We start from the raw sequence: 25,850 nt of genomic DNA on the forward strand, positions 1-25,850 counted from the left end.
GCTTGTGAAATCCCTTGCAAAGGATAGAATTGTTAAGAAGCAAGGAAGAGAGATTTATCGTATGACCCAAAAGCATTTTTATCTGGATTACGCTGCAACAACGCCGCTTGACCCGGCGGTTTTGGAAAAAATGCTCCCCTATTTTTCCGAGCAGTTTGGAAATCCTTCTTCAGTTCATTCCTGGGGACAGCAGGCAGAGAATGCCCTTGAAACGGCTCGAGAAACGGTTGCGTCCTGTCTGAGTGCTGAAGCAAGCGAAATTGTCTTTACCAGTTGTGGCACAGAAAGTGATAATCTCGCGCTACGTGGTGTAGCCCGTGCGCAACGATCATTGCATGGTAAACATCATATCCTCACTACCCCTGTTGAGCACCATGCGGTATCTCATACAGCCTTTGATCTGGCAAAGGTTGAAGGATTTGAGGTAGAACTTTTACCGGTCGACTCTACGGGAATGGTTGATCCTGATGAGGTTGCCCGGCGGATTCGAAAAGATACCGCGATAGTTTCGGTGATTTACGCCAATAACGAAATTGGCACGATTAACCCCATTGCTGAGATTGGAAAAATTTGCCGTGAAAAAGGCGTGCCTTTTCATACCGATGCCGTTCAAGCCGCGGCGCACCTGAGAATGGATGTCCAGCGTGATTTTGTTGATTTGCTTTCCATTGGCGCGCATAAGTTTTATGGTCCCAAAGGCGTTGGAGCGCTCTATATCCGAAAGGGTATACCTATCCAGGCTGTTCAAACGGGCGGTAAGCAGGAAAATTATCTGCGCGCAGGTACTCACAATGTTCCATATATTGTGGGACTTGCAGAGGCGCTAAAAATTGCACAAACTGAACCTGAAAAACGTGCACAACATTTCCAATCCATGCGAGATTCTCTCATTCACGAGGTGCTTTCCCGGATTCCCGGTAGTCAATTGACGGGGCATCCCTCCCGACGTTTACCTAACCATGCCAGTTTTGTCTTTGATGGGGTGGATGGCAATGCCCTGTTGATGATGCTCGATGTGCAGGGGTTTGCTTGCTCTTCGGGTTCTGCATGCAAAACGGGCAGTCCTCAGCCTTCCGAAGTGTTGCTGGTTTTGGGCATTCCCGCAAAGTTGGCGCTCTCTTCCTTAAGGGTTACCCTGGGTCGCGATACTACCTCCGAAGCGCTCTCCCTGTTTGTTGAAGCGCTGGAGCGTTGTGTGGCTCAGCAGAGAAAGTGAACGGTCAGTGAAGATGGCTATCCGAGATGAGACGGTTGTGGTTGCCATGAGTGGAGGAGTGGATTCCTCCGTCGCTGCGGCATTGCTGGTTGAGCAGGGATACCGTGTGATTGGCATGATGCTTAGGCTCTGGTCAGAGGAAGGAAAAGAAGACCAGAATCGTTGCTGTACCCCCGATGCCATGGCGCTGGCGCGTAGAGTGGCTGCGAAGTTAGGCATTCCCTTTTATGCGGTGGACGTTCGTGAAAAGTTTAAAGAAGTAGTGGTATCCCATTTTTTGGAGGGATACGCTTCTGGAATTACCCCTAATCCCTGTTTAAAATGTAATCGCTATATCCGTTGGGGAGTATTACATGAATACGCTCAATCACTGGGAGCCACCTGGTTTGCCACCGGGCATTATGCCCGCCTGAGACGTCTTGAGTCTGGTGAGGTTCAACTTCTCCGCGGCGTGGATGTAGAAAAAGACCAGTCCTATGTCCTCAGCGTTTTACCCCAGGAACAACTTCGGCATACCTTCTTCCCCGTTGGGGAATACCACAAGCCGGAGGTGCGTGAATTAGCCAGACGTTTTGGATTGCCGGTAGCCAACCGAGCCGATAGTCAGGACTTGTGCTTTCTTGCAGGCGGGGATTACAGAGATTTCCTTTCCCGTCATGCGCCGGAGGTTTCCCGCCCGGGAGTGATTGTAAATCGGCAGGGCGAGATTCTGGGGGAACACCAGGGGCTGGCTTTTTACACCATTGGGCAACGCAAAGGACTGGGCATTGCGTTCCCGCGTCCCCTGTATGTGCTGGAAAAGGATGTAGTACGGAATCGCCTGGTAGTGGGCGAAGAGCATGAGTTAGGGCGAAGTACTCTGATTGCGGAGAGGGTGAACTGGATTTCTGGTCAACCCCCAGTATCCTCCATACAGGTTGAGGTGAAAATTCGTTACAAAGCCCGGGAGGCTCATGGAGTTGTGATACCATTAACACCGGATCGTGTGAAAGTCGAATTTGACCATCCTCTGAGGGACATTACCCCCGGACAGCAATGTGTGTTTTACCAGGGGGAGATTTGTCTCGGGGGAGGGACAATCTCAACCGGGATGGAGTGAGTATGACGCTTCCCGCCCTTTTGTTTGGTTTTCTGGTGGCAACGTTAATGGGTGCTGCTTTCCATTTATGGAAAAATGGCGGTCTGGGCAGGCTCATTCTCTATTTGTTGCTCGCCTGGATTGGATTCTGGACCGGGCACATTGTTGCTAATGCTTTGGGCTGGCACTTCCTCAGTGTTGGACCCTTGCGGTTTGGCATGGCTGTTTTGAGCGCTTTGCTCTTTTTGGGTGTGGGGCATTGGTTAAGTCTGGTGAAGAACGAGCCGGAATAAATTTTTTACAAAGGCATATCATGTTTCGCATCGAATCCCTTTTATCTGCAAGACTGTTTGTTTCTCCCCAGGTAGTGGGAGAGCGTTTGTACTTCATCTCCAACTTAAGCGGACATCTCAGTTTGTATGCCATGAACTATGGCGGGAGTGTTCCTGAACCTCTGCTTCCACCGAATCTTGCCCTGCAAAACCCCCATTTGCTGGGCGGGTATCCTTTTTATGTCTTTGCTGACCTGAACAAAATTCTGGTGATGCTGGACAACGATGGAGACGAGAATTACCAGCCCATGGTGATACCTCTGGAGGGCGGTTATCCTGAACCAGTGTTTACCGAGGCGCTGGCAAACAGCCGCGTGCATCTGGTGCATTGTGACCCCCGAACGCATCAGGTGTATTTCTCCGCCGAATCGCGAGATTCGGATTTGCAGACCACTTACCTAGCCAACCTGGCAACTGGCGAAATCGAGAGCATTGCCGCCAGCCTTTATGGTTCGTACCCATTATGTTATTCTGACGACCATCGCCGAATGATCCTTGTGGATAGTTATACTCAGGGAGACCATGTGCTGTACCTGTGGGAGCGCGGTGGCAATGGACTGAAATTGGTGTACGGCAAGCCGATGGAACAGCGCCAGGCCGGAGAGGACGTCCCTCTGAACGGCATTAATTCGGGCGTGTTTGTCAATCAGGATTCGGGATTGCTGGTCAGTTGTGCCGTGTTCGATGACCGCTACGGTCCGGCGTATCTGGACCTCAATCAACCCGGTCAACTTGTAGAAATGAAAGTAGAGGGTATTGCCCATTCCGGCGATGGGGAGATGGTAGGAATCCAGCATCTCAAGGACGACCGCTATCTGGTGGAGTACAATATCGATGGCTGTTCCTGGTTGTACGAAGCCACTGTCGATTTCTCATCCATGACTCTGCGCCTGCAGAGACCTATTGTGGGCAATCATCCCCCCTTTGTGGATGGCATGCTGGCGTCCTATCTCTATGATGAAGAGTCCGATCGGTATGCTGTCTCGTACTCCACCGCCACCTCGCCCACGCAACTGTACACCATTGAGGGTGCAGATCGCCAGACGATCGTTCAGCATACCCGCGAGCGGGTACTGGGAATTGATGCCGATTTGCTTTCCCCCGGAGAGGATGCCTCTTTAATTTCTTTCGACGGGACGCGGATTTCGGCTCGCCTGTATTTACCTTCGCCGTTTCTGGGGTACCAGGGAGCACGCCCCCTGGTGTACTACATCCATGGCGGACCGCAAAGCCAGGAACGCCCGGATTTTGCCTGGTTCTCCATGCCGCTCATCCAGTTCCTCACCCTGAATGGCTTTGCTGTGTTTGTCCCTAACGTGCGCGGAAGCACCGGCTATGGACTGTCATACACCAAACAGGTAGATCGCGATTGGGGTGGCAAAGACCGTCTGGATCACGTGCATGCCTTGAAAGTCCTGGCAAAGGACCCGCGCGTGGACGTCAAACGCGCCGGAGTGGTCGGACGCTCGTATGGTGGCTACATGACGCTGACCCTGGCGGCGCGCCATCCCGAACTGTGGTCTGCGGCAGTGGATATGTTTGGCCCCTTTGACCTGATTACTTTCCTGGAACGTATTCCGCCAACCTGGAAACCCTACTTTAAACTGGTCCTGGGCGATCCGGTGGAAGACCGCGAGTTCCTTGTGGAACGTTCTCCCAAAACCTACATGGATCAGATTGCCTGCCCTCTGCTGGTCATTCAGGGAAAGAACGATCCGCGCGTAGTTGAACAGGAGTCCCGCGACCTGGTGGAATACTTGCGAGGGAAAGGAAAATCGGTGGAGTACCTGATGTTTGAGAATGAAGGGCATGACGTTTTAAAGTACGAAAATCGTGTGCGCTGTTACAACGCCATCACCGATTTCTTCAAACGCACGCTTAAACCTTAATGGCAAGTATGACCGAAGAAAGACCTTTCTTATCCGGTGGTGAGGTTGCCCGCGAAGGTGATCTGGTCCAACTGGTGGGCACTAATCATCGTCATTTTATCTTTCGCTTGCGCACCGGAGCAGAGTTTCAAACCCACCGCGGAATTTTGTACCATGACGAACTGATTGGCAAGCCTTACGGCTCGCAGGTGTACAGCCATATCGGTACGCCGTTCTTCATGCTCCAGCCCTCGCTCGCCGATCTGCTGATGAACATCCGCCGGAACACGCAGATTCTCTACCCCAAAGACATCGGCTACATCCTGGTATGGATGGGGATTGGTCCGGGCGCGCGGGTGATTGAAGCCGGCACCGGCTCGGGAGCGTTGACCATGGCGTTCGCTTACATGGTGGGAGAAACCGGCAAAGTGTACACGTATGAGACTCGTGTGGAAATGTTCAACCTGGCGCAGAAGAACCTCGCCGCGGTAGGGCTGGATTCGCGGGTGGTATTCCATCTTCAGCATATCAGCGAAGGGTTTGAAGAAACCCGAGCGGATGCGCTCTTCCTCGACCTGCCTGACCCATGGAATTATCTGCCGCAGGTCAAGCAAGCCCTGAAACCAGGCGGTTACTTCGGCAGTTTACTGCCCACGACCAATCAGGTGCAGACATTGCTTGCCGAACTGCACCGTCAGGGCTTTGCGTTTATCAACGTCAGTGAGATTCTTTTGCGCCATTACCGTCCCGACCCTGCTCGTTTTCGTCCCACCGACCGCATGGTGGCGCATACCGGCTTCCTGATTTTTGCCCGCACCGTACTGCATTTGCCCGAAGACCCCAAACTGAGGCGCGAACTGCGCTTTCCTCTGGGAGACTCTGTTTCTGAAGGCGTGGAGGACGATGACCTTGCCGGTTAAGATGAGCCTTTCCCCGGAGCAGATTGCGCGGGCGCTGGCTTCTCCCTGTCCTTTGGAGGGGATGCCCGTTTGTCAGGGAAAACTGACCCAGGCGGCAGTGCTGATTCCCCTCATTCGCCGCGCAGAGTCCTGGGAGGTTTTGTTCACCCGCCGCACGGACTCGGTCGAGAATCACAAGGGACAGGTGGCTTTTCCCGGCGGCGCAGTGGAGGAACAGGATCGCACGCCGGAAGAGGCTGCCCTGCGGGAAGCCTGGGAAGAAATCGGCTTGCCGCCCGAAAGCGTGCAGGTGCTGGGCAGATTGCCGCGCCTCTCCACCATTACCGGATATTGCGTGACCCCTGTGGTGGGAGAAATTGTCCAGCCAGTGACCTTTCACCCTGCTCCCGCCGAGGTGAGCCGGGTGTTTCAGGTGCCTCTCGTCTGGCTAGCTGACCACCGCAACTGGGAATGGCGCTGGTACACCCGCCTGAACGGCACTGCCGACTGGGTGATTTTCTACCAGCCGTATGAGGGCGAAACCATCTGGGGGGTGACGGCAATGATTCTGCATTCCTTCCTGTGCGCCATCGGCTGGATGAACCCTGCGCCGCCACCCGTCAATCATTCCTGAGAAAAGCAAACGCCGTCCCTTGTTGGGACGGCGTTTTTTTCAGAATTAGCCAGAGGATTACTCGACTTCTTCTTCTTTCTTGCCGCGTTCGATGACTTCCGGTTCTGACAATTCGCCTTCGGCGGGCGCTTCCACCTCTTCGGTGGTGGTGGAGACCACAACAACCACCTCGTCGGGGTCGTTCAGCACCTTGACGCCCTTGGCTACTTCCAGATCGCGCACGTGAATGGTGTCGCCAATGCGCGCCAGTTTGGAGAGATCCACCACGATACGCTCTGGCAGATCCTGCGGCAGGGCTTCCACCTCAACCTCATCCAGGCTGGTGACCACCACACCGTTGTAGTCCTTGACGGCGGGAGAGACGCCTTCAAAGTGCAGGGACACGGTGGTGCGAATCTTTTCGGTCAGCGAGACCACCTGGAAATCCACGTGCAGGAGGCGGTTCTTGATGTAATCGCGCTGTTTTTCCCGCACCAGTGCGGCATGGGTTTCGCCGTCCAGTTCGATGTACACCAGTGTGGACGAGGACACCTTTGCCAGTTTGAGACCGGCGTTGTGGGCATCCAGCAGGATGGGCGTGGAGGGGAAATGCGCCCCGTACATCACCGCGGGCAGGTAGCCTTCGCGGCGCAGGGCTTTGGCGGTGCGCTCCAGCGTGCGGCGCTGGGCTTGCAAAACAATTTTTTCCATCTTTGACCTTCCTTTGGAGCGCCTCTCACCCCGTTGTGGGGTTACCCTCACTCCGTTGGAATGATTGAAAAGGTTCTTGCCGACGGCCAGACACCTCGAGAGGCGGGGGAGATGCCTGCATCCATGCGGCGCGAGGCAGAATTTTACCCCGGAGGGCGGTGGGGGTCAAGGTAAAAATAATTTACAGGAAATATTTTCTCTGAAAATGGGCAAAAATTCAGGGAATTTTTTATTCGTTTTTTCTTTATAATAAAACATAGATCGGCGGTCGGCGCTCAGTCCAGGCGCCGGCGTCCGGGGCGAAGCCCGAACGAAAAGTGCCGCCGCAAAAGGAGCCCGCCGATCATGCTGTGGAAACGATATCTCTTTCCCAATAGTCTGCAAGAGGCTGTCCAGGCCCTCCGCGATGCCCGGGGGCGCGCCCTGCCGGTTGCCGGAGGTACCGACCTTCTGCTGCAAATCCAGCAAGGGCATCATCCGCCGGTGGATACCCTGCTGGATGTCACCCGCATTCCCGAACTCACCCGCCTGGAACGTCAGGGGGAGATGCTCTTTATTGGCGCGGCAGTGCCGGTGGGGCGCATTGCCGTTTCCGACCTGGTGCGCCGCCATGCCACTGCCCTGGCAGAAGCCTGTGGACAGATTGGCGGTCCGCAGGTGCGCAACGTGGCGACTCTGGGGGGCAATGTGGCGCATGCCCTGCCTGCCGCCGATGGCATGATTGCGCTGGTGGCGCTGGGCGCGCAAGCCTGGATTGCCTCGCCGGAAGGCATGCGTCAGGCCCCCATCCTCAGCCTGTTCCGCGGGCCTGGCGTCAGCGCGCTGGATTTGACCTGTGAGATTCTGGTGGGCTTCAGCCTGCCGGTGGTCGAGCAGGGGGCTGGCTCGGCGTTTGCGCGGGTAATGCGTCCGCAGGGGGTGGCGCTGCCCATCCTTAACATGGCTATCTGGCTGAGACGTGAAAGCCAGCAGATTGCCGAGGCCCGTTTGACCGCCGGTCCTGCCGGCCCCACCCCGCGCCGGGCGGAGAAAATCGAAGCCTTCCTGCGTGGAAAATCTCCGCAGGATGAGGGAGTATTAGAGACCTGCAAGGGGCTGTTGCGGGAGTGCTTTGCTTTCCGCACCAGTCCGGCACGGGCAACCGCCGAATACCGTTACCATTTAAGTGAAGTCTTACTGGAAAAGGTTCTGTTCACCGCCTGGAAACGGGCAGAGGAAGGTGTTTAATGGATACGCAGGTGTTAACGTTTTGGGTCAATGGCAAAGAAGTTTCAACCCCCGTTGCTCCGGGCGAGATGCTGGCAGAGACCCTGCGCTATCGTTTAGGGCTGACGGGGACGAAAATCGGCTGTAACGAAGCCGAATGCGGTGCCTGTACTGTGCTGGTGGATGGTGAAGCCGTATTGTCCTGTTCGTTTCCGTCGGTCAAAGCCCAGGGCCGCAGGGTGACCACAATCGAAGGGTTGGCGACTCCCGGACGGGAACCGAATCTGGCAATTCTCCATCCCTTACAGCAGGCGTTTGTGCTGTATGGGGCGGTGCAGTGCGGCTTTTGCATCCCTGGGCAAATTATGACTGCGTATGCACTGCTGGAAAAGAATCCTGCCGCAGGCGAGGAAGAGATTCGCCATGCCCTCAAGGACACGCTGTGCCGTTGTGGTGGTTATAACGCCATCCTTCAAGCCATTCAGGCGGCGGGAAAAGCCATTCAGACCGGCCAGCCTGTCCAGCCGCCTGTGGTACCCGAGGCGCGTCAGGCGCGCCGCGTGGCAGGCAGGGTTCATCCTCGCGCTGATGCCGTTGCCAAGGTGAGTGGAACAGCGAAGTACACCGACGACCTGTTCTTTGAAGGCATGCTCCATGCGCGGGTTAAGCGTGCGGGTACCCCGGCAGGCATTTTGCGCCGGCTGGATGTCTCGCGGGCGCGTTCCATGCCCGGAGTGGTGGCGGTAATGACCGCCGAGGATTTGCCGGCGGCCAGGACGCATGGTCTGGTGGTCTCCGACTGGCCTGTGTTGGTTGGCGTGGGCGAGGTCATCCGCACGGTAGGGGATGCCTTGGCAATCGTAGCGGCGGAGACGCGCGAACAAGCTACTCAGGCGCTGGATGCCATTGAGGTAGAGATTGAACCGTTGCCGGTGGTTTCCGATGCGGTGCAAGCCCTGCAATCCGATGCGCCTAAAGTGCATCCACAGGGGAATCTGCTCAAGCACATCAAGGTGCGCAAAGGGGATGTTTCTGAAGGTTTTGCTCAAGCGGATGTGATTCTGGAACAGGTTTATCATACGCCCATGCACGACCATGCTTTCCTGGAGCCGGAGTGCAGTATTGCCCGTCCGACTTTGGATGGACGCATGGAAATTTACGTCGGCTCTCAAATTCCCTATGCCGATCGCAGTCAAGTCGCCAGGGTGCTGGGAGTGGGCGAAGACCGCGTGCATATTATCGGTATGTTGATTGGGGGAGGCTTTGGTGGCAAGGAAGACATTGCTGGGCAGATTCATGCCGCCCTGCTGGCGCAAAAGACCGGCAGGCCGGTCAAATTGCTCTTTGACCGCCACGAAAGTTTGCTGGTGCATCCCAAACGTCATGCTACCCAGATTCGTGTGCGGGTTGGAGCAAAGCGTGACGGCACGCTGACCGCCGTAGAAACCGAATTATATGGGGATACCGGTGCTTATGCCTCTCTGGGCGAAAAGGTGATGACCCGCGCGACGACCCATTCTTCCGGCCCCTATGAAATTCCGCATGTCAAAGCCGATTGTTATGCCATGTACACCAACAATCCGCCTGCTGGGGCTTTCCGTGGGTTTGGCGTGCTTCAATCGGCATTTGCCATCGAGAGTACAATGGATACGCTGGCGCACCAGTTAGGACTGGACCCGATTGAATTGCGCCGAAAGAATGCTCTGCGGATGGGGAGCATTACCAATACCGGTCAGGTGCTTAAAGACAGTGTGGGCTTGCTGGAATGTATTGAGAAAGTAGAGCAGGAACTCAGGCGTAAGGCTGTGAGCAATCCCTTTGAGGCGTGGGTGGACCCGCAAAATCCGCACCTGAGGCGCGCCTGGGGCTTTGCGGTGGCGTATAAAAATACCGGTTTGGGAGGAGGCGCGCCGGATAAGGCTGGCGCCGAGGTGGAGTTGCTGGCAGACGGAACTTTCGAAGTGCGCACAGCCTCGGCAGAACTGGGGCAGGGTTTGCCTACAGTGTTGCAACTGATTGCCGCCGAGGAATTGAGGCAGTTGGTTTCAAACGTGCGGGTTTGGCTCTCTGACACCGATTACACCCCGGACGGTGGTCCCACCACAGCATCCCGCCAGACTTACGTCACCGGAAATGCGGTGCGATATGCTTCCGCCGCCCTTCGGGAGATGATTACCAGCCACCTGGCGGAACATTTCGACGTATCGCCCGAGCAGATTCAGTTCATCGAAGGGCTTGCGCAGGTAGCAAACTACTCCATTCCGATGACCCAGGTGTATGAAATTGTCCACAGCGCGGGCAGGAAACCAGTGGTGCAGTACACGTACTGGGCGCCTGCCACCAAGCCTTTGGGCGAAGGCGGGGATATGCACTTTGCCTATTCTTTTGCGGCACAAGCCGCAGAAGTAGAGGTAAATACTCTCACTGGCGAAGTGCGCGTGCTGGAGGTTATTACGGCAAATGATGTTGGGTTTGCGGTGAATCCTTTGGGCTTGCAGGGGCAGATTGAAGGCGGAGTGATCATGGGTATTGGACATGCTCTGACCGAAGCCTTCCTGACCGATCAGGGTAGAGTGATTACCGATCGGCTGGCAAAATACCGTGTCCCTTCAATCACTCTGACACCGAAAATTACCTCGTTTGTAGTAGAACATCCCACGGCGGATGGTCCCTACGGCGCGAAAGGAGTAGGGGAGATTGTGATTATCCCTACGGTGCCGGCAATCACCAACGCGATTTTTAACGCTGTGGGCGTGCGCGTTACCCGCTTACCTGTGGATCAGGAATGGATTCTCCGGCAAATCAAAGCCAGAGAAGCCGAATTTCAGCCGGGGGATTGATTTCCAAAGGGGAGAGATCTGAAGGCTCTCCCCTTTTATTATCTTGTGGTCAGTTCAATCTCAATTGCCTGAACCCCCGCGCCTTTCTCGGATTTCGCCAGTTCAAATTCGAAAATCATATTGCGGTTAGGAAGGTTGGCGGGGTTGATAGTGGAAGGTAGAGCGGAGTCGTGGAAAAATACCGTTCCATAAGGCGAATCGGGATTGCGGGTATCAGTAATCCACAAATTGGGACTGATTTCTTTCAGAAAGCGAAAGAATCCAAAGCCCTGATCAGAGTGCCAGTAACACCATCCGCGCACACGAGATCCTAATTCTCCCCAGGCAGGCGGGGTTTCGTATTTTCCGCCATAATCTACGGGGATGAGGTCGGGGATGAGATAACCGGAAATGAAAAAGTCAGCTTCGGCTTTCAGCCGATTGGACACGTTGTCCAGCCCGACGACCTCAACCCGGCAGCCTTTATTTTGTAAAGCGCGCACCACCTGGACAAAGTCTCCATCTCCACTGGCGATCAGGACCCGATCCAGATAATCCGATTGGGTCAGGGCATCCACGGCCATATCCAGGTCGGCATTGGCTTTGGCAACCCGGATACCGTTGACATCGGTGTACCAGTGAATATCTTTGACGATGACCTTGTATCCTAAATCCCGTAGGGCACCGTGGAAGTTTTGTGCGCCTTTGCGGTATTCCTCGTCATCTTCAGCGCGTTCCACGTCATAGGTGACATATGCATTCAAACGAATGGCTTCTGCGTGGTCCCGGCAGGCAAATTCTCTCAAAACATCATATTGCATGCGTTGCCCACCATTCAAATAGATATTTGCGACATCTACAAAGACGCCTTTTGAGTTGAGAACTGATTCGCGGCATGAGATTTTTCCTTTACAATTGTCTAGGAACTTACAATTTATTTGAATTGCGACATCCTTTATGAATGCCAAAAAAACACAAAATACGCCTCAGTTTTACGTTTTTCAGTGTACAAACCCTTCCTGTGGACTGCGATTTACCTTGAGCGGGGAAGAAAAACCACTGCAGGAATGTCCTCGTTGCCGGATCGCAGTAGCAGAATTGCGTCAAACGTTTTTTCAGAAAACCATACCTTCTTTCTCAAATACCTCCTTTCCTGTTATCGAGGTTTTGCTGGATAATCTTCGCTCTACCTGGAATGTTGGGGCAATTTTTCGTTCTGCGGATGGCGCCGGCGTTTCCAGAATTCACCTTTGCGGGATCACCCCGACGCCGGAGAATCCTCAGGTCGTCAAGACTGCCCTGGGGGCAGAAAAGTCTGTAGACTGGGAGTATCACGCAAATGGTCTGACTCTGGCGCTCCGGGCTAAATCTGATGGATACCATCTCATTGCTCTTGAGGGAGGGGAAAACTCACTCCCTCTTCACACGATCCTACCACTCAACGACTCCCGCCCAATTCTTCTTGTCGCGGGAAATGAAGTCACCGGAATTGACCCGGACATTTTCGAACTATGTGACACGGTCACTTTTTTGCCCATGTTTGGCATAAAAAACTCCCTGAATGTGGCTGTTGCCACGGGAATTGCGTTATATCTTTTGCGATTGAGTCAGGTCCGCTAATTCTTTTGCTCCATGATATCCAGTTTGGCTGCCTTGTAGGGAGGCGCAATCTCTGGAATGGAATCTGCACCGGCTTCAAATGCTTCTTCTATTCCTTCACGAATTTCATCCCAGAATTGCCGGGCTGCACGGTATTTGTCCTGTTGGAATCGATTCAGCCAATCCTCAAGGCTGGCGTCGTTCAATCCGCGTAATTTCCAGTCTTCAAGGAATTTCCAGATAAGATCGATGTTGCGTTCACTTTCCCAGAACACCACCGATGGACTTTCATGATCATGGATATCTTTACACAGATTAAACTGATGTTTCGTGTAGTCAATACCTAAATCATAATGAGCTGTAATAATCTCATCTACGATGGCTTCAACCCACTTGCGATGGAATCGGCACACCCCGCTGTTTTCTGAGAAAAATTCGTATACCATGCGGTGTACACACTTTCTCCCCAATTCCCGGGGTGAGAGATACTCTACACCGTAATAGACGAAGTATTTGCCCATCATTGGCATCGGGCTGAGCATTCCTGGTACCCAGTATTGATTGATAGTCATACACCCCAGTCGACCATGAGAAGTGAAGACAGCCCGGTCAATGGTTCGTTTTCCGGGTTGGGTGTATCCATATCTCTCATCCAGCGCGTAGGCAGCGGCTCGAATTCCCGATTGAAAAACTTTCCCTTTGTCTTTATCCATGAGCATGTTAATGATTTCCCGGGCATAACGGGCGTTTTTCAGGGAATCTTCTACAATTTGGAATTTTATGGGGTCATTGGCAAAATGAAAACTCAATTCACTCGCAGAGGGTAAATTAAAGTCTTCTGGTCGAATCAGCCCCTCTGCAACACACTCCATGATCCACGAGACCGTGCTGCCAATTTGAATCGCATCCAACCCAAGGGAATCGACAAAATGATTTAATTCCTCCGCTGCTCGTTGATCGAATACTCCGCATAGGGGACCCAAAGCCTGATAAGGTTCGTAGTCTTTTTTGTATTTTCCTGTATATTTCTTACAAACCACTGAGCAAGGCTCGCCACAGTGATCAAATTGCTTGGGCTGAATAATTTCCTCATTGAATTGCTTGAGGTAATGGTTAAGAATGAACTCTTTATGCTGTTTCAATCGCTCTTCCGGGGCTTGATAGATGGAACGATAATTAAAACTGAGCAGTTTTTCCTCCACCGTGAGCATATTGACCCCAAAGGTGCCGCCAGTCTGAAAGTCGGGGACGTAGCGGTACTTCTCTGTCGCACCCAGATCTGTTTTAATCATGGATTGCTGGTAATACGTCATGAAGTACGCATCAATTTCTTTGGAGTCTTGCAGGTCCGGATCCACCCAGTCACCGCCAAAAATGCAGGCGGCAATCCGATGGCACTGGAGCAAGCGACTGCCCAAACCACCCCGGCCTGCCCAGTCTTCGATGGGCGTAAGGATACCGCGACGTACCGGATTACTCCCAATGATTCCCTGATTGGTATATCGCGCTCCAGGACCTACGGCAAAAACCCGTACCCAATCTCCCTCGTATTCATCTTTGTATCGATCAAATACGGCTTGTTGCAGAGCATAAAATCCTGTCAGCCATTCTCCTTGAGGGTTGACATACCCGTTCCAGAGCACATCCGGGTTGATAGATTCCAAACGCGCGGTTACCTGTCCATCTTTATGATTGAGAATCAGAACAGAGTCTTGTTTGGCTTCCCCTTTCAGACAGACAAAATCCACACCCACCCGGTGCAGGATATATGCGGCGCCTCCCATACTGCTGATGTAGAAGCCATCCCATAGAGGCGAATATGAGCAAAAGACCAGCCGGCGCGTGCCAGGGATTCGTGAACCAGCCAGAGGCCCTCCTCCAAAAGTGAAAAGCGCTGGATCTCTTTGTCCGGTCATATGCAAGTGAGAGTGGTACTTGGACCATCCATAATCCACTGGCCCGATGATGCGAGGGTCCTCAATCCGATTGATTTCGTACTCGCCAGTGTCCAGGTGGATGACCAACTCTCTTAACATCAAGGGATAAGTCATGAAACTCTCCTTTTTGGAGTTATTAAGGGGAAATTTATTCTTTGAATTTCCTTTTCGTGATTATAATACGAATACAAGTTTCTCATTGAACAGGGAGGAAGCCATGTCCAGACTGGTCTATCGGGTTGAGGATTTGCGTAACTACGTCATTCGCTTTTTCCTCAAACATGATGTGCCATTAGAAGACGCAGAAATTGTTGCCGACGTGTTGATTTCCGCCGATCTACGGGGTGTGGACTCTCATGGTGTGATCCGTTTAGATTCTTACTACGGGAGTCGCCTTAGAAAAGGTCTGATTGATCCTCATTCACAACTCAAAGTTCTCACAGAGACGCCTTCCACACTGGCTCTGGATGGGGGAACCGGTCTTGGGCATGTGGTGGGTTACAAAGCCATGCAAATGTGTATCGAAAAAGCCCGCCAGGTGGGAGTGGGGATGGTTACCGTGCGTAACAGTAACCACTATGGGATTGCCGGTTACTATGCCATGATGGCGCTGGAACACGATATGATCGGCATCAGTTTTACCAACTCTCAGCCGCTGGTAGCCCCTACCTATGGAAAAACTCGCTACCTGGGGACCAATCCGATTGCTGTTGCTGTTCCTGCAGGCAAAGAACGTCCTTACGTGCTGGATATGGCAACCAGTATTGTACCGATTGGTAGGATTACTGTATATCAAAAAGCCGGAAAGAAAATTCCCGAAGGATGGGGAGTGGACAAAGATGGAAATGTGACTACAGACCCCGGCGCTGTCCTTAATGGTGGGGCTCTGATGCCCCTTGGGGGAATTGACCTGATGCGCGGCTATAAAGGATATGGTCTGGCTCTCTGGGTGGATATTTTTGCCGGGGTGCTGGCTGGTGCGGCTACCGGTCCCGAAGTGGGTAAATCAGACCGTCCTGCCAACGTAGGACATTATTTTGCTGCTATTCGCGTAGATGCCTTCCGCCCGGTCGATGAGTTCAAAGCAGAAATGGACGCCCTCATCCAGGGGTTGAAAAATGCTCCAAAAGCAGAGGGGCAGGATCGCATTTACATTCATGGTGAAAAAGAGTTTGAACTGGCTGAAAAATACCAGAAGGAAGGCATTCCATTGATGAAAGAAGTTGTTGATTCTTTGATTGCTTCCGGAAAGGAAGTTGGGGTGCCCTTTGACCTGACCCCTATTCGAGAAATTGACTAAGTCTTTGCCTAAACCAAACAGAGGGGCGCCTGAGCGCCCCTCTGTTTTTTTGAGTCTCATCTGATCCTATACAGGTTGTTTCACCAGCATCTCTTTGATAGCTTTTGCCAGCCGGGCGATACCTTCCTCAATCTTTTCGGGTGTGGCATTCGAGAAGTTTAACCGCATGGTGTTTTCTCCACCGCCTTTGGGGAAGAACGGCGCGCCGGGAACGAAAGCCACCTTCTGGCTCACTGCAATCTTGAACAATTCAGCGGTATCCATTCCTTCCGGCAGGCGCACCCACAAGAATAAGCCACCCTGTGGATGGGTCCATTCGACGCCTTCTGGCATATTCTCTTCCAGGGCTTTCAGCATGACATCACGGCGCTCGCGGTACACTTTGCGGATCAGTTCCACGTGACGGTCTATAAACCCGCCTCGCCCGACTTCGTAGGCTACCATCTGATTAAATGTGGCTGTGTGCAAATCCGCGCCTTGTTTTGCCATGACCAGTTTGCGAATGACTTCCGGGGGCGCTACTACCCATGCCAGGCGCAAACCCGGAGCCAGAATCTTTGAGAAGGTGCTCAGGTAAATTACATTTCCGGTGTAGCACGAGCCATTGTGGTGCTTCTGGCTGTCCAGCACCTCAATAGGCGGAATATGTTCTCCCTCAAAGCGTAATTGACCATACGGGTCATCTTCGATGATCGGAACGCCGTAGTGATCGGCGAGTTCTACCAGTTTCAAGCGTCGTTCGTAAGAAATGGTTACCCCAGTTGGATTTTGGAAATTGGGTAACACGTAAATGAATTTTGGCCCGGTACGCAGTGCTCCCTCCAGTTCATCGGTTACAATGCCGTCGTTGTCAGAACGGACCGGAACATACTCTGCGCCATAAATGTCCCACGCCTGTAAAGCCCCCAGATAGGTAGGGGCTTCTACGAGGATGCGATCGCCGTGATTGATGAATACTTTGCCCAATAAATCCAGCGCTTGCTGGGAGCCAGAGGTGATGAGGATATTGTCCGCGGTGACGTCAATGCCATAGCGGCTGGTATGGCGGGCAATCATCTCTCTTAACGGCGTGTAGCCTTCTGTTGAACCATACTGAAGAGCGCGCGAGCCCTGTTCCCGTAAAACTTTGGTAGCCGCTTCGAGAATTTCTTCTACGGGGAATACTTCGGGAGCGGGTAAACCGCCTGCAAAAGAAATTACTTCAGGGTCTTCAGTTAATTTGAGCAGTTCGCGGATTGCAGAGGATTTCATCCGCTGCGTACGCTGTGCGAAACGATGCTCCCAGGGTGTCACCATACGTTTACCTCCTTGTAGAATGAACCGAGGGCTGTACACGAACAGCCCTCGGCAAAAAACTACCCTAGTTTCGGAAAGCGGCTAATAACCACCGCCGGCGTTGGAAGGGTGACGCGATCGCCTATGGTCAATTCGGCAGGGGCTTTTCCTGCGGCTTTGGGTGCACTCTGGTAAATCCAGATGGGCGTACCTTCGACCGCCGATTTCAATTCCAGGAACGCCTGTCCGGTGAGGTAACCCTCGCTGTCAATCGAGCAAGAGGTCACCGTGCCGATGACGCGCCCTTTTTGATCTACCACCGGATCGCCTAAATGAGCAAGGCGCACTCCTTTTTCGTTGAAGCGGAAGCGTACCACCACGCCTTTACGTTGTTTCTCCCGCTCGATATAGGCATTTCTGCCAATAAACCATGGTTTGTACAATTTGACGTATGAACCAAAACCGGCTTCTGCCACGCCCAGGTTGAGTTGACCGCCCATTTCGTGACCGTAGAGCGGCAGTCCAGCTTCGGTGCGCAGGGAGTCGCGCGCTCCCAGCCCACAGGCTTTCAGCCCCATTGGCTCGCCCGCTTTGAGCAAAGCATTCCACAGATCGACTGCCTGATCGGGGTGGACAAACAACTCAAACGCCATCTTCTCGCCGGTGTAACCGGTGCGGGAGACTACCAGGTCAAACCCGCCAACGGTGGCTTCGCACAATTCGGTGCGTTTGAGCGCCATGATGCGTTTGCGGTCTTCTGGACTGCACCCCAATGCCAGCAGGATGTCCCGTGAACGCGGTCCCTGCAGAGCAATGTCAATGCGCATGTCTTTGCCCTCTTTGGGATCTCGCAGATTGCGAAGGCGCGCGCCCTGACCAAAGGCACGCACCCAGGGCTTTTCGCGGTCCACCTTGACCGTCCCCTGCAGGACAGCGTTCAACCATGCCCAATCCTTGTCGTCGTTCGAGGCGTTGACCACCACCAGATATTTTTCCTCACCGCGCCGGTAAACCAGGGTATCGTCTATGACGTTGGCTTCCGGGTCGAGGAAATGGGTGTAGCAGGACTCTCCTACCTCGAGCGCGGCAATGTCATTCCCGCAAACGCTGTCGAGGAAGGCGCAGGCTTGCGGGCCTTCCACCTGATACACGCCCATATGAGAGACATCGAACAGCCCGGCGGCTTTGCGCGTTGCCAGATGCTCTTCGGCTACTGAAGTGTATTGAACCGGCATTTCCCAACCGGCAAACGGAACCATCTTCGCCCCCATTTGCTTGTGAACAGCATTGAGCGGGGTGCGTTTCAACTCCTGACTTTCCTTTTCTTCCCAAACAAAATCGGGTAAGGCAGGTTTGGCACTGGTAGCGAATGACCCTATGAAGTACGGTTTGGCTTCCTCAACTGCAGGGGTATCCACCAGTTGCGCTTCGTACACAGGGACTTCCGTCACGAGGATAGGACCGGGCAGGCGGCGGGTGACGTCGGCATCAAATGCTACATATCCATCCGAAAGGTCCCGCAACCAGGTGGCTACCAGCCCAAATTTTTCCCGCGCGAAGGTGAAGCGGTACACATTGCCTTCAACCCAGTACAAGTTACCCTCGACCGTGCCTTGAGGGGTCCACAGTGAGGATTTCTGCCCCTGTCCGGGAGACAGGCGCTCGGTATTGCTGGAAAAGACGTAATTCACGAAGGAATGTACTGCTTTACCTTGAATTTCCAGGGTTGCCTTGTCGGTCGCATGTTCCGGTTGATCATCTGCATAGAAAAAGTGCGGATAGCCGTGTTTCCCAGGCGTGAGGTCCGTACCGGCTTTTTCTGCCAGCGCACGCACCCGCAGACGGGCGTTTTCAAAGACTTCAAAATCTACCTTGGCGCGTTGCGCCATGCCCTGGCGGGTCTCGATGCTGTAAGGTTTGGTGGCGAACAGGATATCGGCAATGATATCAGCAACTTCAACCATATCGGCTTCTTTCAAGCCCCGCTGAGTCATCCAGGGCGTCCCAAAGCGGATACCTGAGGCACGCAATGCAGATGTATCGCCGGGGATGGTATTGCGGTTCAACACGATACCAGCGATGTCCAGAATGCGCGCTGCCATATCGCCCGAAAGCGGGGTTCCGTCTTCGCCAACGATGGACTTGCAGTCAATATTGCCCAGGTGGGTATCGCTCCCGCCAAAGGGAATGCGCAAGCCGCGTTCCCGCAAGCGTTGGGTGAGCGCCTGACAGTTCTTGACAATTTGGGATTGCAATTGACGGAAGGAATCGGTCTGAGCAATCTTCAAAGCCACTGCCAGCGCGGCGATGGCGTGCACATGCGGGCCGCCCTGTTCGCCGGGGAACACCGCGCGGTCAATTTTCTTCGCCGTAGCGGAGTCAGTGGTGAGGATGCACGCCCCGCGCGGGCCGCACAGCGTCTTATGGGTGGTGAAGGTCACCACATGAGCAATACCCACCGGCGAGGGTACTACCTGCGCGGCAATCAACCCGGCAATGTGAGAAACATCCGCCAGCAGGATTGCCCCAACGGCATCGGCAATCTCGCGGAATTTCTTCCAGTCCGGCACCCAGGGATAGGATGAATACCCGGCAATGATGATTTTGGGCTTGTGTTCCTGCGCCAGTTGGAGAACGGCGTCATAGTCAATCTGCTCGGTCTGAGGATCTACCGTGTAATGCACTGCGTTGAACCATTTCCCTGAGCGGTTAACCGATGAGCCGTGCGTCAGATGCCCGCCGTGCAGTAAGTTCATCCCCATAATGGTATCGCCCGGGTTGAGGAAAGCGGTATATACGGCGTTATTGGCGGGCGCCCCGGAAAGCGGTTGCACATTCACAAAGATTTTCTCTGCAGGGGTGGCAGGAGTGGCGAACAACTCGGCACAGCGGCGGCGTGCCAGCGCTTCCACAATATCCACATATTCCACACCCTTGTAGTAGCGAGCATCCGAATAGCGCCGATACTCTGCCAATCGTTGCGGGTAATTCAGGATTTCCTCTTCGGGCAGTCCCAGCATGGACTCATCCGGATAACCCTCAGCATAGAGGTTCTGGAAAACCGACCCCAGGGCTTCGCGCACGGCTTGAGGCGCGGTGCTTTCGCTGGGAATGAGGATTAACTTGCGCACCTGGCGTTCGGCTTCGATGTCGATCAGTTCGTTCAGGTCAGGATCGACATCCACCAGTTTCCCTCGAAAAAGAAAATCGCTCATGGTCTGCTCCTTGGTGTTTTCAGGTTCCAAAAAACAACAGGGCGCTTAAATAATGCGCCCTGTCTGGATTCCGTTTTGTGTCCGGAAAATGCTCACCATACACTTCTATTGTATGAGATGACCGAAAAATCCGTCAAGTGAAAAGTTTCCCCAAAAACGTGGACGCGTTTCACCTTATGGTCTCCACTTATGGCCTCCACATGGGATGAAACTCCTGCAGTTCGTCGTGCGTCAGGCGGCGCACCTCGCTCCCGTCGGGTTTCATGCTGTACACATCCCATTGATTGTCAAAACGCTCCGAGACGAACAGGATGCGGCTTCCATCGGGATACCATGCAGGAGTTTCATCGTTGTAGGGGTTTTTGGTCAGATTGGTGACCCCTTTGCTGGCGATGTCGTACAGGTAAATCTCGCTGTTGCCGTCGCGTTTGGAGACGAAGGCAATCTTCTTGCCATCCGGCGACCAGGCGGGCATGATGTCGTCGGCTTCGTCGCTGGTGATTTGCTCAAGTTCCCCGCCGTTCACGCTGGCAATGTACAGGTCGTAATTGCCGTTGCGGTTGCTGGAAAAGACGATGCGCTGGCTGTCCGGTGACCAGGCGGGCAAGCCGTCGTCGCCGTCCCCCGGCGTCAGGTTGACGCGGTTGGAGCCGTCCGAGTTCATGCGCCAGATGTCGTATGTGCCTTCACGGTTGGAAGCGTAAGCAAGGTATTTGCCGTCCGGCGACCAGGCGGGCCAGCCCTCATCTTCCGGGTTGTTGGTATAGTTAAACACCACTTCCTTTTGGGTGTCCAGAATCCAGATATCCAGATTGCCGGAGCGGTCTGAAGTGAACGCCAGGTAGCGTCCGTCGGGCGCCCAGGTTTGCCAGAAGTCATCGCTGGATTTGTTGCTCAGGTTGAGCAGTTTGTCGTTCGAGGTATCCAGCATCCAGATTTCAGAATTCTGGGCGCGGATGGTAAAGGTCAGGTAGCGGGTTGGTGTGCTCCCACATGCCGAAAGCATCAAAACAGCGAGGATTGCCAGGATGAAACGGGAAACAGGCTTCATTGCACCTTCCTTCAGGATGAGATTTGCCGGTTGAGCCAATCCAGCATGGTGTTCAGCACCTCTGCTTTTTCTGGCTCGTTGTGCAGTTCGTGGTACAGGTGTTCCCACTCGCGGTAGGTGATGCGCTCGGGCGGGACGCGTCGGGCAAAAGCCCGCACCGCGTCCGGCGAGACAATGCGCTCCGCGCCGCCCTGCAGTAACAGCAGGGGTAGGGGGAAGTCTTCGGCGTGTTCCAGAATCCATTTGCCCTTGTCCATCATCTCCAGCCCCAGGCGCGCTGAAACCATCGGAGTGACCAGCGGGTCTTTCTGATAGGCTTCCACCACCTGTGGGTCGTGTGAGAGATGGCTCAGGTTCAACCCGTTGGGCATGGTGAAAGAGGGAGCGACCATATACAACACCCGCGCTACAGCCTGCAGGGCTGGAGAAAGCGGGGTACCCACTGCCAGCCCCGGGCTGGTGCAGATGACGCCGCGCAGATTCTGGGGCTGGCGAGCCAGGGCGTAGTACAGCACCATATTGCCGCCCATGCTGTGCCCATAGAGGAACAGCGGCGCGTTGGGGTAAGCCCGCCGGGCTTCTTCGAGGAAATGGTCAATATCCTGCATTGCCCGTTCGTACGAGGGGATATGTCCGCGTTTGCCGTCGGATCTGCCGTGACCGCGGTGGTCAAAGCCAAAGGTAGCCATGCCCTGTTCGGCAAAGAACGCCGCCACATGATCATAGCGGGCGCAGTGCTCACCCAGCCCATGCACCAGAACAATGACAGCGCGCACGCTTTCCTGCAGGGGCGTCCAGCGGCGGGTGTAAATGGATTGCTGGTCCGGGGTGGACCACATGGATTCATGGATGTGCAATTTAGCGGTCATGGAACACACTCCGAGGGAGTAAGTTTAAAGCACATACGGGCAAAAGGCAAGAGGCAAGAGGGCAAATGCCTTCAGGCGCACTGTGAGCGTTGCAGGATTTTCCGGGCGGTCTCGGCGATTTGTGGGTGCGGATGGCGGCTCAGCGTTTGCAATCTCTGGCAAATTTCTCCGGGAAACATCAATGGAGCGCGCGGCTTGAGGCTTTCAAGCACTCTGATCATGACACTCATCCAGGGGAAGAAGCCCTCGGGAATCTGCACAAAGAAGGGGGTGAGCAGTTGTACGGCTTCCTCGGCGGCCTGCAGGGCTTCGGCGCGGCGGTTGAGATCGCTGTAGTGGAGGGCCAGGTTGTTGAGGCTCCTGGCCAGGTCAGGGGTGAAGGCCTGGGGGTTGGAGCGGGCTAACTGGCGGTAGAGGTCGCAGGCTTCCTCGGCGGCCTGCAGGGCTTCGGCGCGGCGGTTGAGATCGCTGTAGTGGAGGGCCAGGTTGTTGAGGCTCCTGGCCAGGTCAGGGGTGAAGGCCTGGGGGTTGGAGCGGGCTAACTGGCGGTAGAGGTCGCGGGCTTCCTCGGCGGCCTGCAGGGCTTCGGCGCGGCGGTTGAGCGCGCTGTAGCGGAGGGCCAGGTTGGTGAGGCTGCTGGCCAGGTCAGGGGTGAAGGCCTGGGGGTTGGAGCGGGCTAACTGGCGGTAGAGGTCGCGGGCTTCCTCGGCGGCCTGCAGGGCTTCGGCGCGGCGGTTGAGCTCGCTGTAGCGGAGGGCCAGGTTGGTGAGGCTGCTGGCCAGGTCAGGGGTGAAGGCCTGGGGGTTGGAGCGGGCTAACTGGCGGCGCAGTTGTACGGCTTCCTCGGCGGCCTGCAGGGCTTCGGCGCGGCGGTTGAGCTCGCTGTAGTGGAGGGCCAGGATGTTGAGGCTCATGGCCAGGGCAGGGGTGAAGGCCTGGGGGTTGGAGCGGGCTAACTGGCGGTAGAGGTCGCGGGCTTCCTCGGCGGCCTGCAGGGCTTCGGCGCGGCGGTTGAGCTCGCTGTAGCGGATGGCCAGGTTGGTGAGGCTCATGGCCAGGGCAGGGGTGAAGGCCTGGGGGTTGGAGCGGGCTAACTGGCGGTAGAGGTCGCGGGCTTCCTCGGCGGCCTGCAGGGCTTCGGCGCGGCGGTTGAGCTCGCTGTAGCGGAGGGCCAGGTTGGTGAGGCTGCTGGCCAGGTCAGGGGTGAAGGCCTGGGGGTTGGAGCGGGCTAACTGGCGGTAGAGGTCGCGGGCTTCCTCGGCGGCCTGCAGGGCTTCGGCGCGGCGGTTGAGCTCGCTGTAGATGTTGGCCAGGTTGTTGAGGCTGCCTGCCAGGTCAGGGGTGAAGGCCTGGGGGTTGGAGCGGGCTAACTGGCGGCGCAGTTGTACGGCTTCTTCGGCGGCCTGCAGGGCTTCGGCGCGGCGGTTGAGCTCGCTGTAGTGGAGGGCCAGGATGTTGAGGCTCATGGCCAGGGCAGGGGTGAAGGCCTGGGGGTTGGAGCGGGCTAACTGGCGGTAGAGGTCGCGGGCTTCCTCGGCGGCCTGCAGGGCTTCGGCGCGGCGGTTGAGCTCGCTGTAGAAAGCCGCCAGGATGTTGAGGCTCATGGCCAGGGCAGGGGTGAAGGCCTGGGGATTGGAGCGGGCTAACTGGCGGTAGAGGTCGCAGGCTTCCTCGGCGGCCTGCAGGGCTTCGGCGCGGCGGTTGAGCTCGCTGTTGCGGAGTGCCAGGTTGATGAGGCTCGTGGCCAGGTCAGGGGTGAAGGCTTGGGGGTTGGAGCAGGCTAACTGGCGGTAGAGGTCGCGGGCTTCCTCGGCGGCCTGCAGGGCTTCGGCGCGGCGGTTGAGCGCGCTGTAGAAAGCCGCCAGGTTGTTGAGGCTCATGGCCAGGGCAGGGGTGAAGGCCTGGGGGTTGGAGCGGACTAACTGGCGGTAGAGGTTGCGGGCTTCCTCGGCGGCCTGCAGGGCTACTAGTTTTGGGTATTCACTTTGCCCTCCCCTTTGCTTCGCTTCTTCCCAGTCCTGGGTTAAGAACAAGCGGCCCAAAACTTCAAAGAGGGTGCGCAGCCTCTTTCCAGCGCCCTCGGGGTTGTCGGCAATGTCCTGCATTTCTGGCAGTGTCAATCGAAGCAGGGTCAATCCTTTGTCGCCGGTGAGGGCTTTCCAGAGCACCTCATCTGCCAGAGGGTCGGGTCGGATGGGGGGAACTGCCGCTCCTTCGCCTTCCCCCGCAAATAACCTGCAAATCTGTTCCGCCAGCCAGGGAACTTGCAGTGAAGCGCCTGTCGCGCCTTGAATTGGGTCGAAGTGTTTATCCAGAAAATCTGCCACTGCGCGTTGATCGGTAAATGACACACCCAGCGTTGCCAGTACTCGCAGGGTTTCAATTCGCTCCACACTCTCCACTAATGCCCATCCGACCCCGTGTTCGTTAAAGGAGGGTTCGAGCAAGCGTTTGTAAGCATCTTTTTCCCGTTTCCAGGTGTGTTCCAGGATTTCCTGCTCATTCTTTGGGTGTCTTAGCGAACGCCCTTCGGCGGCGTGCAGTGCCAGCAACAGCAGGTACAACGGGCGTTCAGACAGGTCTTCCGGCAGGTAGTCTATGGACTCGCCGGCGAGGTTCAGGCGGCTTTTCAGGGTATCCCGGGCGGTGCGGAAGAACTCTGCCCGTTCCTGTGGGTTGGTGAAGGTCGGCAGAGAATGTTCTTTAAAGTCCAGCAGGCGATACAGTTCAACCAGTCCGCTGTATGAAGGGTCACTGCCGCGCTGAGTCTCCTGTTTCAGCCAGTGGGGATAATGGCGCTCTGCCAGCACCAGCGCCAGCGGGGCTTTGCGCGTCTGCTCGGAGATCGTCTTCGCCATGGCTTTCAACAGGTTTAACACCGCCTGCGAGCGCATTTCCAGATAATCCACGACAATGAAGGTCGGGCGGCAGTCCTGCGTGAGAATTTCTGCCTGCTGGGGGGATAAATTATTTTCCCCAATAAATCCCGCCCACCAGCCATCTTCGCGCAGTTTCAGGGCGGCTTCCAGCAAAAGGCGGGTTTTGCCGCTTCCGCCAGCGGCGGTGTACAGGCGTAATCCCAGCGGGGGAGATTGTCCTTCCAGTTGCTTTGCCCAGTTGCACAGATCGTCCAGGGCTTGCTCAAAGGCTTTCCCGCCATATTTGACCAGACGGTAGCGCGCATCCAGCAAAAAGGCTGAAAGTTGGGCATCCAGATGTCCATCTTTAAAGTGGATGGGGGGCTCTGGGCAGGTTATCAGGTTTTTCGGCAGTCCCACCAGGACGTTTAAAGCCTGGTGCATAGCGTCAATTTTTTCCAGCAGAATCTCGGTGTTTTCACGAGCCTGCAAGGCTTGGATGACTGTCAGGATCGGATGAAAATCCTCATAACCGACCAGGGCATGGTAAACGCACATCATATAAAGGTGTGCTGCGCGCTTAGCCTGCGGCTCACGGGCAAATTCCTGCGCCAGCAGGTTTTCCAGTTGGCGTTCATCGCCGCTTTCCATCAGACCCTTCAGCCCTTCGCGGAACCACGGGCGGTCATGCTGGCGCATGCTGGCAACCCACTCAGAGGCGTTTTTCATGCCTTGCCGCCGGGCTTTCTCCAGGAATTCTTCTTCGGCCTGTTCCAGCAAGCGCGCCAGTTTTTCCTGCGCCTCTCTGGAGGCGCGCACGGATTCAATTCCCTGAAGGACTAACCTGGTAATCTTCGTACCGGGCAAACCTAAATCGCCCAGCACTTCCAGGACAATATCTGCTGTTTGAGCGATTTGCGGGTGGGTAAGCGGCATTCCATGCCCCCTGAGTGTTTTTTATCAGTATAGCAGGTTTCGGAGGATGGTTGCATGTTAAATGCGTT

The 25,850-nt window shown here is 55.1% G+C and carries 18 protein-coding genes and 1 pseudogene; 10 read left to right on the top strand and 9 right to left on the bottom strand.

Annotation, left to right across the window (positions count from 1 at the left end):
* The first annotated feature begins 61 nt into the window (after positions 1 to 61).
* From ANT_RS07375 to ANT_RS07400, 6 genes are read left to right on the top strand one after another with little or no spacing between them, the layout of a single operon-like run.
* Positions 62 to 1,216: a cysteine desulfurase family protein gene (locus ANT_RS07375; RefSeq protein WP_013559883.1), complete on the top strand. Its 1,155-nt coding sequence runs from the start codon at positions 62 to 64 to the stop codon at positions 1,214 to 1,216.
* 13 nt (positions 1,217 to 1,229) lie between these two features.
* Positions 1,230 to 2,315: a tRNA 2-thiouridine(34) synthase MnmA gene (mnmA, locus tag ANT_RS07380; protein ID WP_013559884.1), complete on the top strand. Its 1,086-nt coding sequence runs from the start codon at positions 1,230 to 1,232 to the stop codon at positions 2,313 to 2,315.
* Between the two features lie 2 nt (positions 2,316 to 2,317).
* Entirely contained in the window at positions 2,318 to 2,587 is a 270-nt protein-coding gene (locus ANT_RS07385) for a hypothetical protein (RefSeq protein ID WP_013559885.1), read from the top strand.
* Between the two features lie 20 nt (positions 2,588 to 2,607).
* Positions 2,608 to 4,515 (top strand): alpha/beta hydrolase family protein, encoded by a 1,908-nt coding sequence (locus tag ANT_RS07390; RefSeq protein WP_013559886.1) that lies wholly within the window; start codon positions 2,608 to 2,610, stop codon positions 4,513 to 4,515.
* An 8-nt stretch (positions 4,516 to 4,523) separates the two neighbouring features.
* Positions 4,524 to 5,414, top strand: coding sequence for a tRNA (adenine-N1)-methyltransferase (locus ANT_RS07395; RefSeq protein WP_013559887.1), 891 nt, complete (start codon positions 4,524 to 4,526; stop codon positions 5,412 to 5,414).
* Positions 5,398 to 6,027: a CoA pyrophosphatase gene (locus ANT_RS07400; protein ID WP_013559888.1), complete on the top strand. Its 630-nt coding sequence runs from the start codon at positions 5,398 to 5,400 to the stop codon at positions 6,025 to 6,027. Before ANT_RS07395 ends, ANT_RS07400 begins: the two co-directional genes overlap by 17 nt.
* Before the next feature lie 57 nt (positions 6,028 to 6,084).
* Here the strand turns inward: ANT_RS07400 and ANT_RS07405 are convergent, their stop codons facing one another.
* Positions 6,085 to 6,717 (bottom strand): 50S ribosomal protein L25, encoded by a 633-nt coding sequence (locus tag ANT_RS07405; protein ID WP_013559889.1) that lies wholly within the window; start codon positions 6,715 to 6,717, stop codon positions 6,085 to 6,087.
* Positions 6,718 to 7,062: 345 nt separating this feature from the next.
* Here ANT_RS07405 and ANT_RS07410 point away from each other — a divergent pair, with 345 nt between their 5' ends.
* Both ANT_RS07410 and ANT_RS07415 read left to right on the top strand, forming a co-directional pair.
* Positions 7,063 to 7,944, top strand: coding sequence for an FAD binding domain-containing protein (locus ANT_RS07410; RefSeq protein ID WP_013559890.1), 882 nt, complete (start codon positions 7,063 to 7,065; stop codon positions 7,942 to 7,944).
* A complete protein-coding gene (locus tag ANT_RS07415; protein WP_013559891.1) occupies positions 7,944 to 10,763 on the top strand; it encodes a molybdopterin-dependent oxidoreductase in 2,820 nt (939 codons plus the stop codon). Before ANT_RS07410 ends, ANT_RS07415 begins: the two co-directional genes overlap by 1 nt.
* A gap of 38 nt (positions 10,764 to 10,801) precedes the next feature.
* Here ANT_RS07415 and ANT_RS07420 read toward each other — a convergent pair whose 3' ends face one another.
* Positions 10,802 to 11,710: a LabA-like NYN domain-containing protein gene (locus ANT_RS07420; RefSeq protein ID WP_013559892.1), complete on the bottom strand. Its 909-nt coding sequence runs from the start codon at positions 11,708 to 11,710 to the stop codon at positions 10,802 to 10,804.
* Between ANT_RS07420 and ANT_RS07425 the strand changes: the two genes are divergently transcribed.
* Positions 11,700 to 12,362, top strand: a complete 663-nt coding sequence (locus ANT_RS07425) for a TrmH family RNA methyltransferase (protein WP_049784845.1) — start codon at positions 11,700 to 11,702, stop codon at positions 12,360 to 12,362. The genes ANT_RS07420 and ANT_RS07425 overlap by 11 nt on opposite strands.
* Here the strand turns inward: ANT_RS07425 and ANT_RS07430 are convergent.
* The gene (locus ANT_RS07430) at positions 12,359 to 14,392 is read right to left on the bottom strand and encodes an aldehyde ferredoxin oxidoreductase N-terminal domain-containing protein (RefSeq protein WP_013559894.1); all 2,034 of its coding nucleotides are present in this window, start codon (positions 14,390 to 14,392) and stop codon (positions 12,359 to 12,361) included. The two genes, ANT_RS07425 and ANT_RS07430, sit on opposite strands and share 4 nt — an antisense overlap.
* 103 nt (positions 14,393 to 14,495) lie before the next feature.
* Here ANT_RS07430 and ANT_RS07435 point away from each other — a divergent pair, with 103 nt between their 5' ends.
* Positions 14,496 to 15,578 carry an Ldh family oxidoreductase gene (locus ANT_RS07435; protein ID WP_013559895.1) on the top strand — a complete coding sequence of 361 codons (1,083 nt, stop codon included), beginning with the start codon at positions 14,496 to 14,498 and terminating at the stop codon, positions 15,576 to 15,578.
* Positions 15,579 to 15,644: 66 nt separating this feature from the next.
* Here ANT_RS07435 and ANT_RS07440 read toward each other — a convergent pair whose 3' ends face one another.
* The 6 genes and pseudogenes from ANT_RS07440 to ANT_RS16255 form a co-directional block, all read right to left on the bottom strand.
* Positions 15,645 to 16,874, bottom strand: a complete 1,230-nt coding sequence (locus ANT_RS07440) for an aminotransferase-like domain-containing protein (RefSeq protein ID WP_041454816.1) — start codon at positions 16,872 to 16,874, stop codon at positions 15,645 to 15,647.
* 59 nt (positions 16,875 to 16,933) lie between these two features.
* Positions 16,934 to 18,688 carry a glycine cleavage system aminomethyltransferase GcvT gene (gcvT, locus tag ANT_RS18115; RefSeq protein ID WP_432762672.1) on the bottom strand — a complete coding sequence of 585 codons (1,755 nt, stop codon included), beginning with the start codon at positions 18,686 to 18,688 and terminating at the stop codon, positions 16,934 to 16,936.
* Positions 18,668 to 20,068 (bottom strand): annotated as a pseudogene (gene glyA, locus ANT_RS18120) (serine hydroxymethyltransferase); the annotation flags it as partial. The gene gcvT and the pseudogene glyA, both read right to left, overlap by 21 nt.
* 187 nt (positions 20,069 to 20,255) lie before the next feature.
* Positions 20,256 to 21,119, bottom strand: coding sequence for a TolB family protein (locus ANT_RS07450; protein WP_013559898.1), 864 nt, complete (start codon positions 21,117 to 21,119; stop codon positions 20,256 to 20,258).
* Positions 21,120 to 21,130: 11 nt separating this feature from the next.
* Positions 21,131 to 21,988, bottom strand: coding sequence for an alpha/beta hydrolase (locus ANT_RS07455; RefSeq protein ID WP_049784847.1), 858 nt, complete (start codon positions 21,986 to 21,988; stop codon positions 21,131 to 21,133).
* 71 nt (positions 21,989 to 22,059) lie between these two features.
* Positions 22,060 to 25,782 carry a tetratricopeptide repeat protein gene (locus ANT_RS16255; protein ID WP_013559900.1) on the bottom strand — a complete coding sequence of 1,241 codons (3,723 nt, stop codon included), beginning with the start codon at positions 25,780 to 25,782 and terminating at the stop codon, positions 22,060 to 22,062.
* Positions 25,783 to 25,850: the final 68 nt, after the last annotated feature.

The sequence above is a fragment of the Anaerolinea thermophila UNI-1 genome (assembly GCF_000199675.1).
Classification (GTDB): domain Bacteria; phylum Chloroflexota; class Anaerolineae; order Anaerolineales; family Anaerolineaceae; genus Anaerolinea; species Anaerolinea thermophila.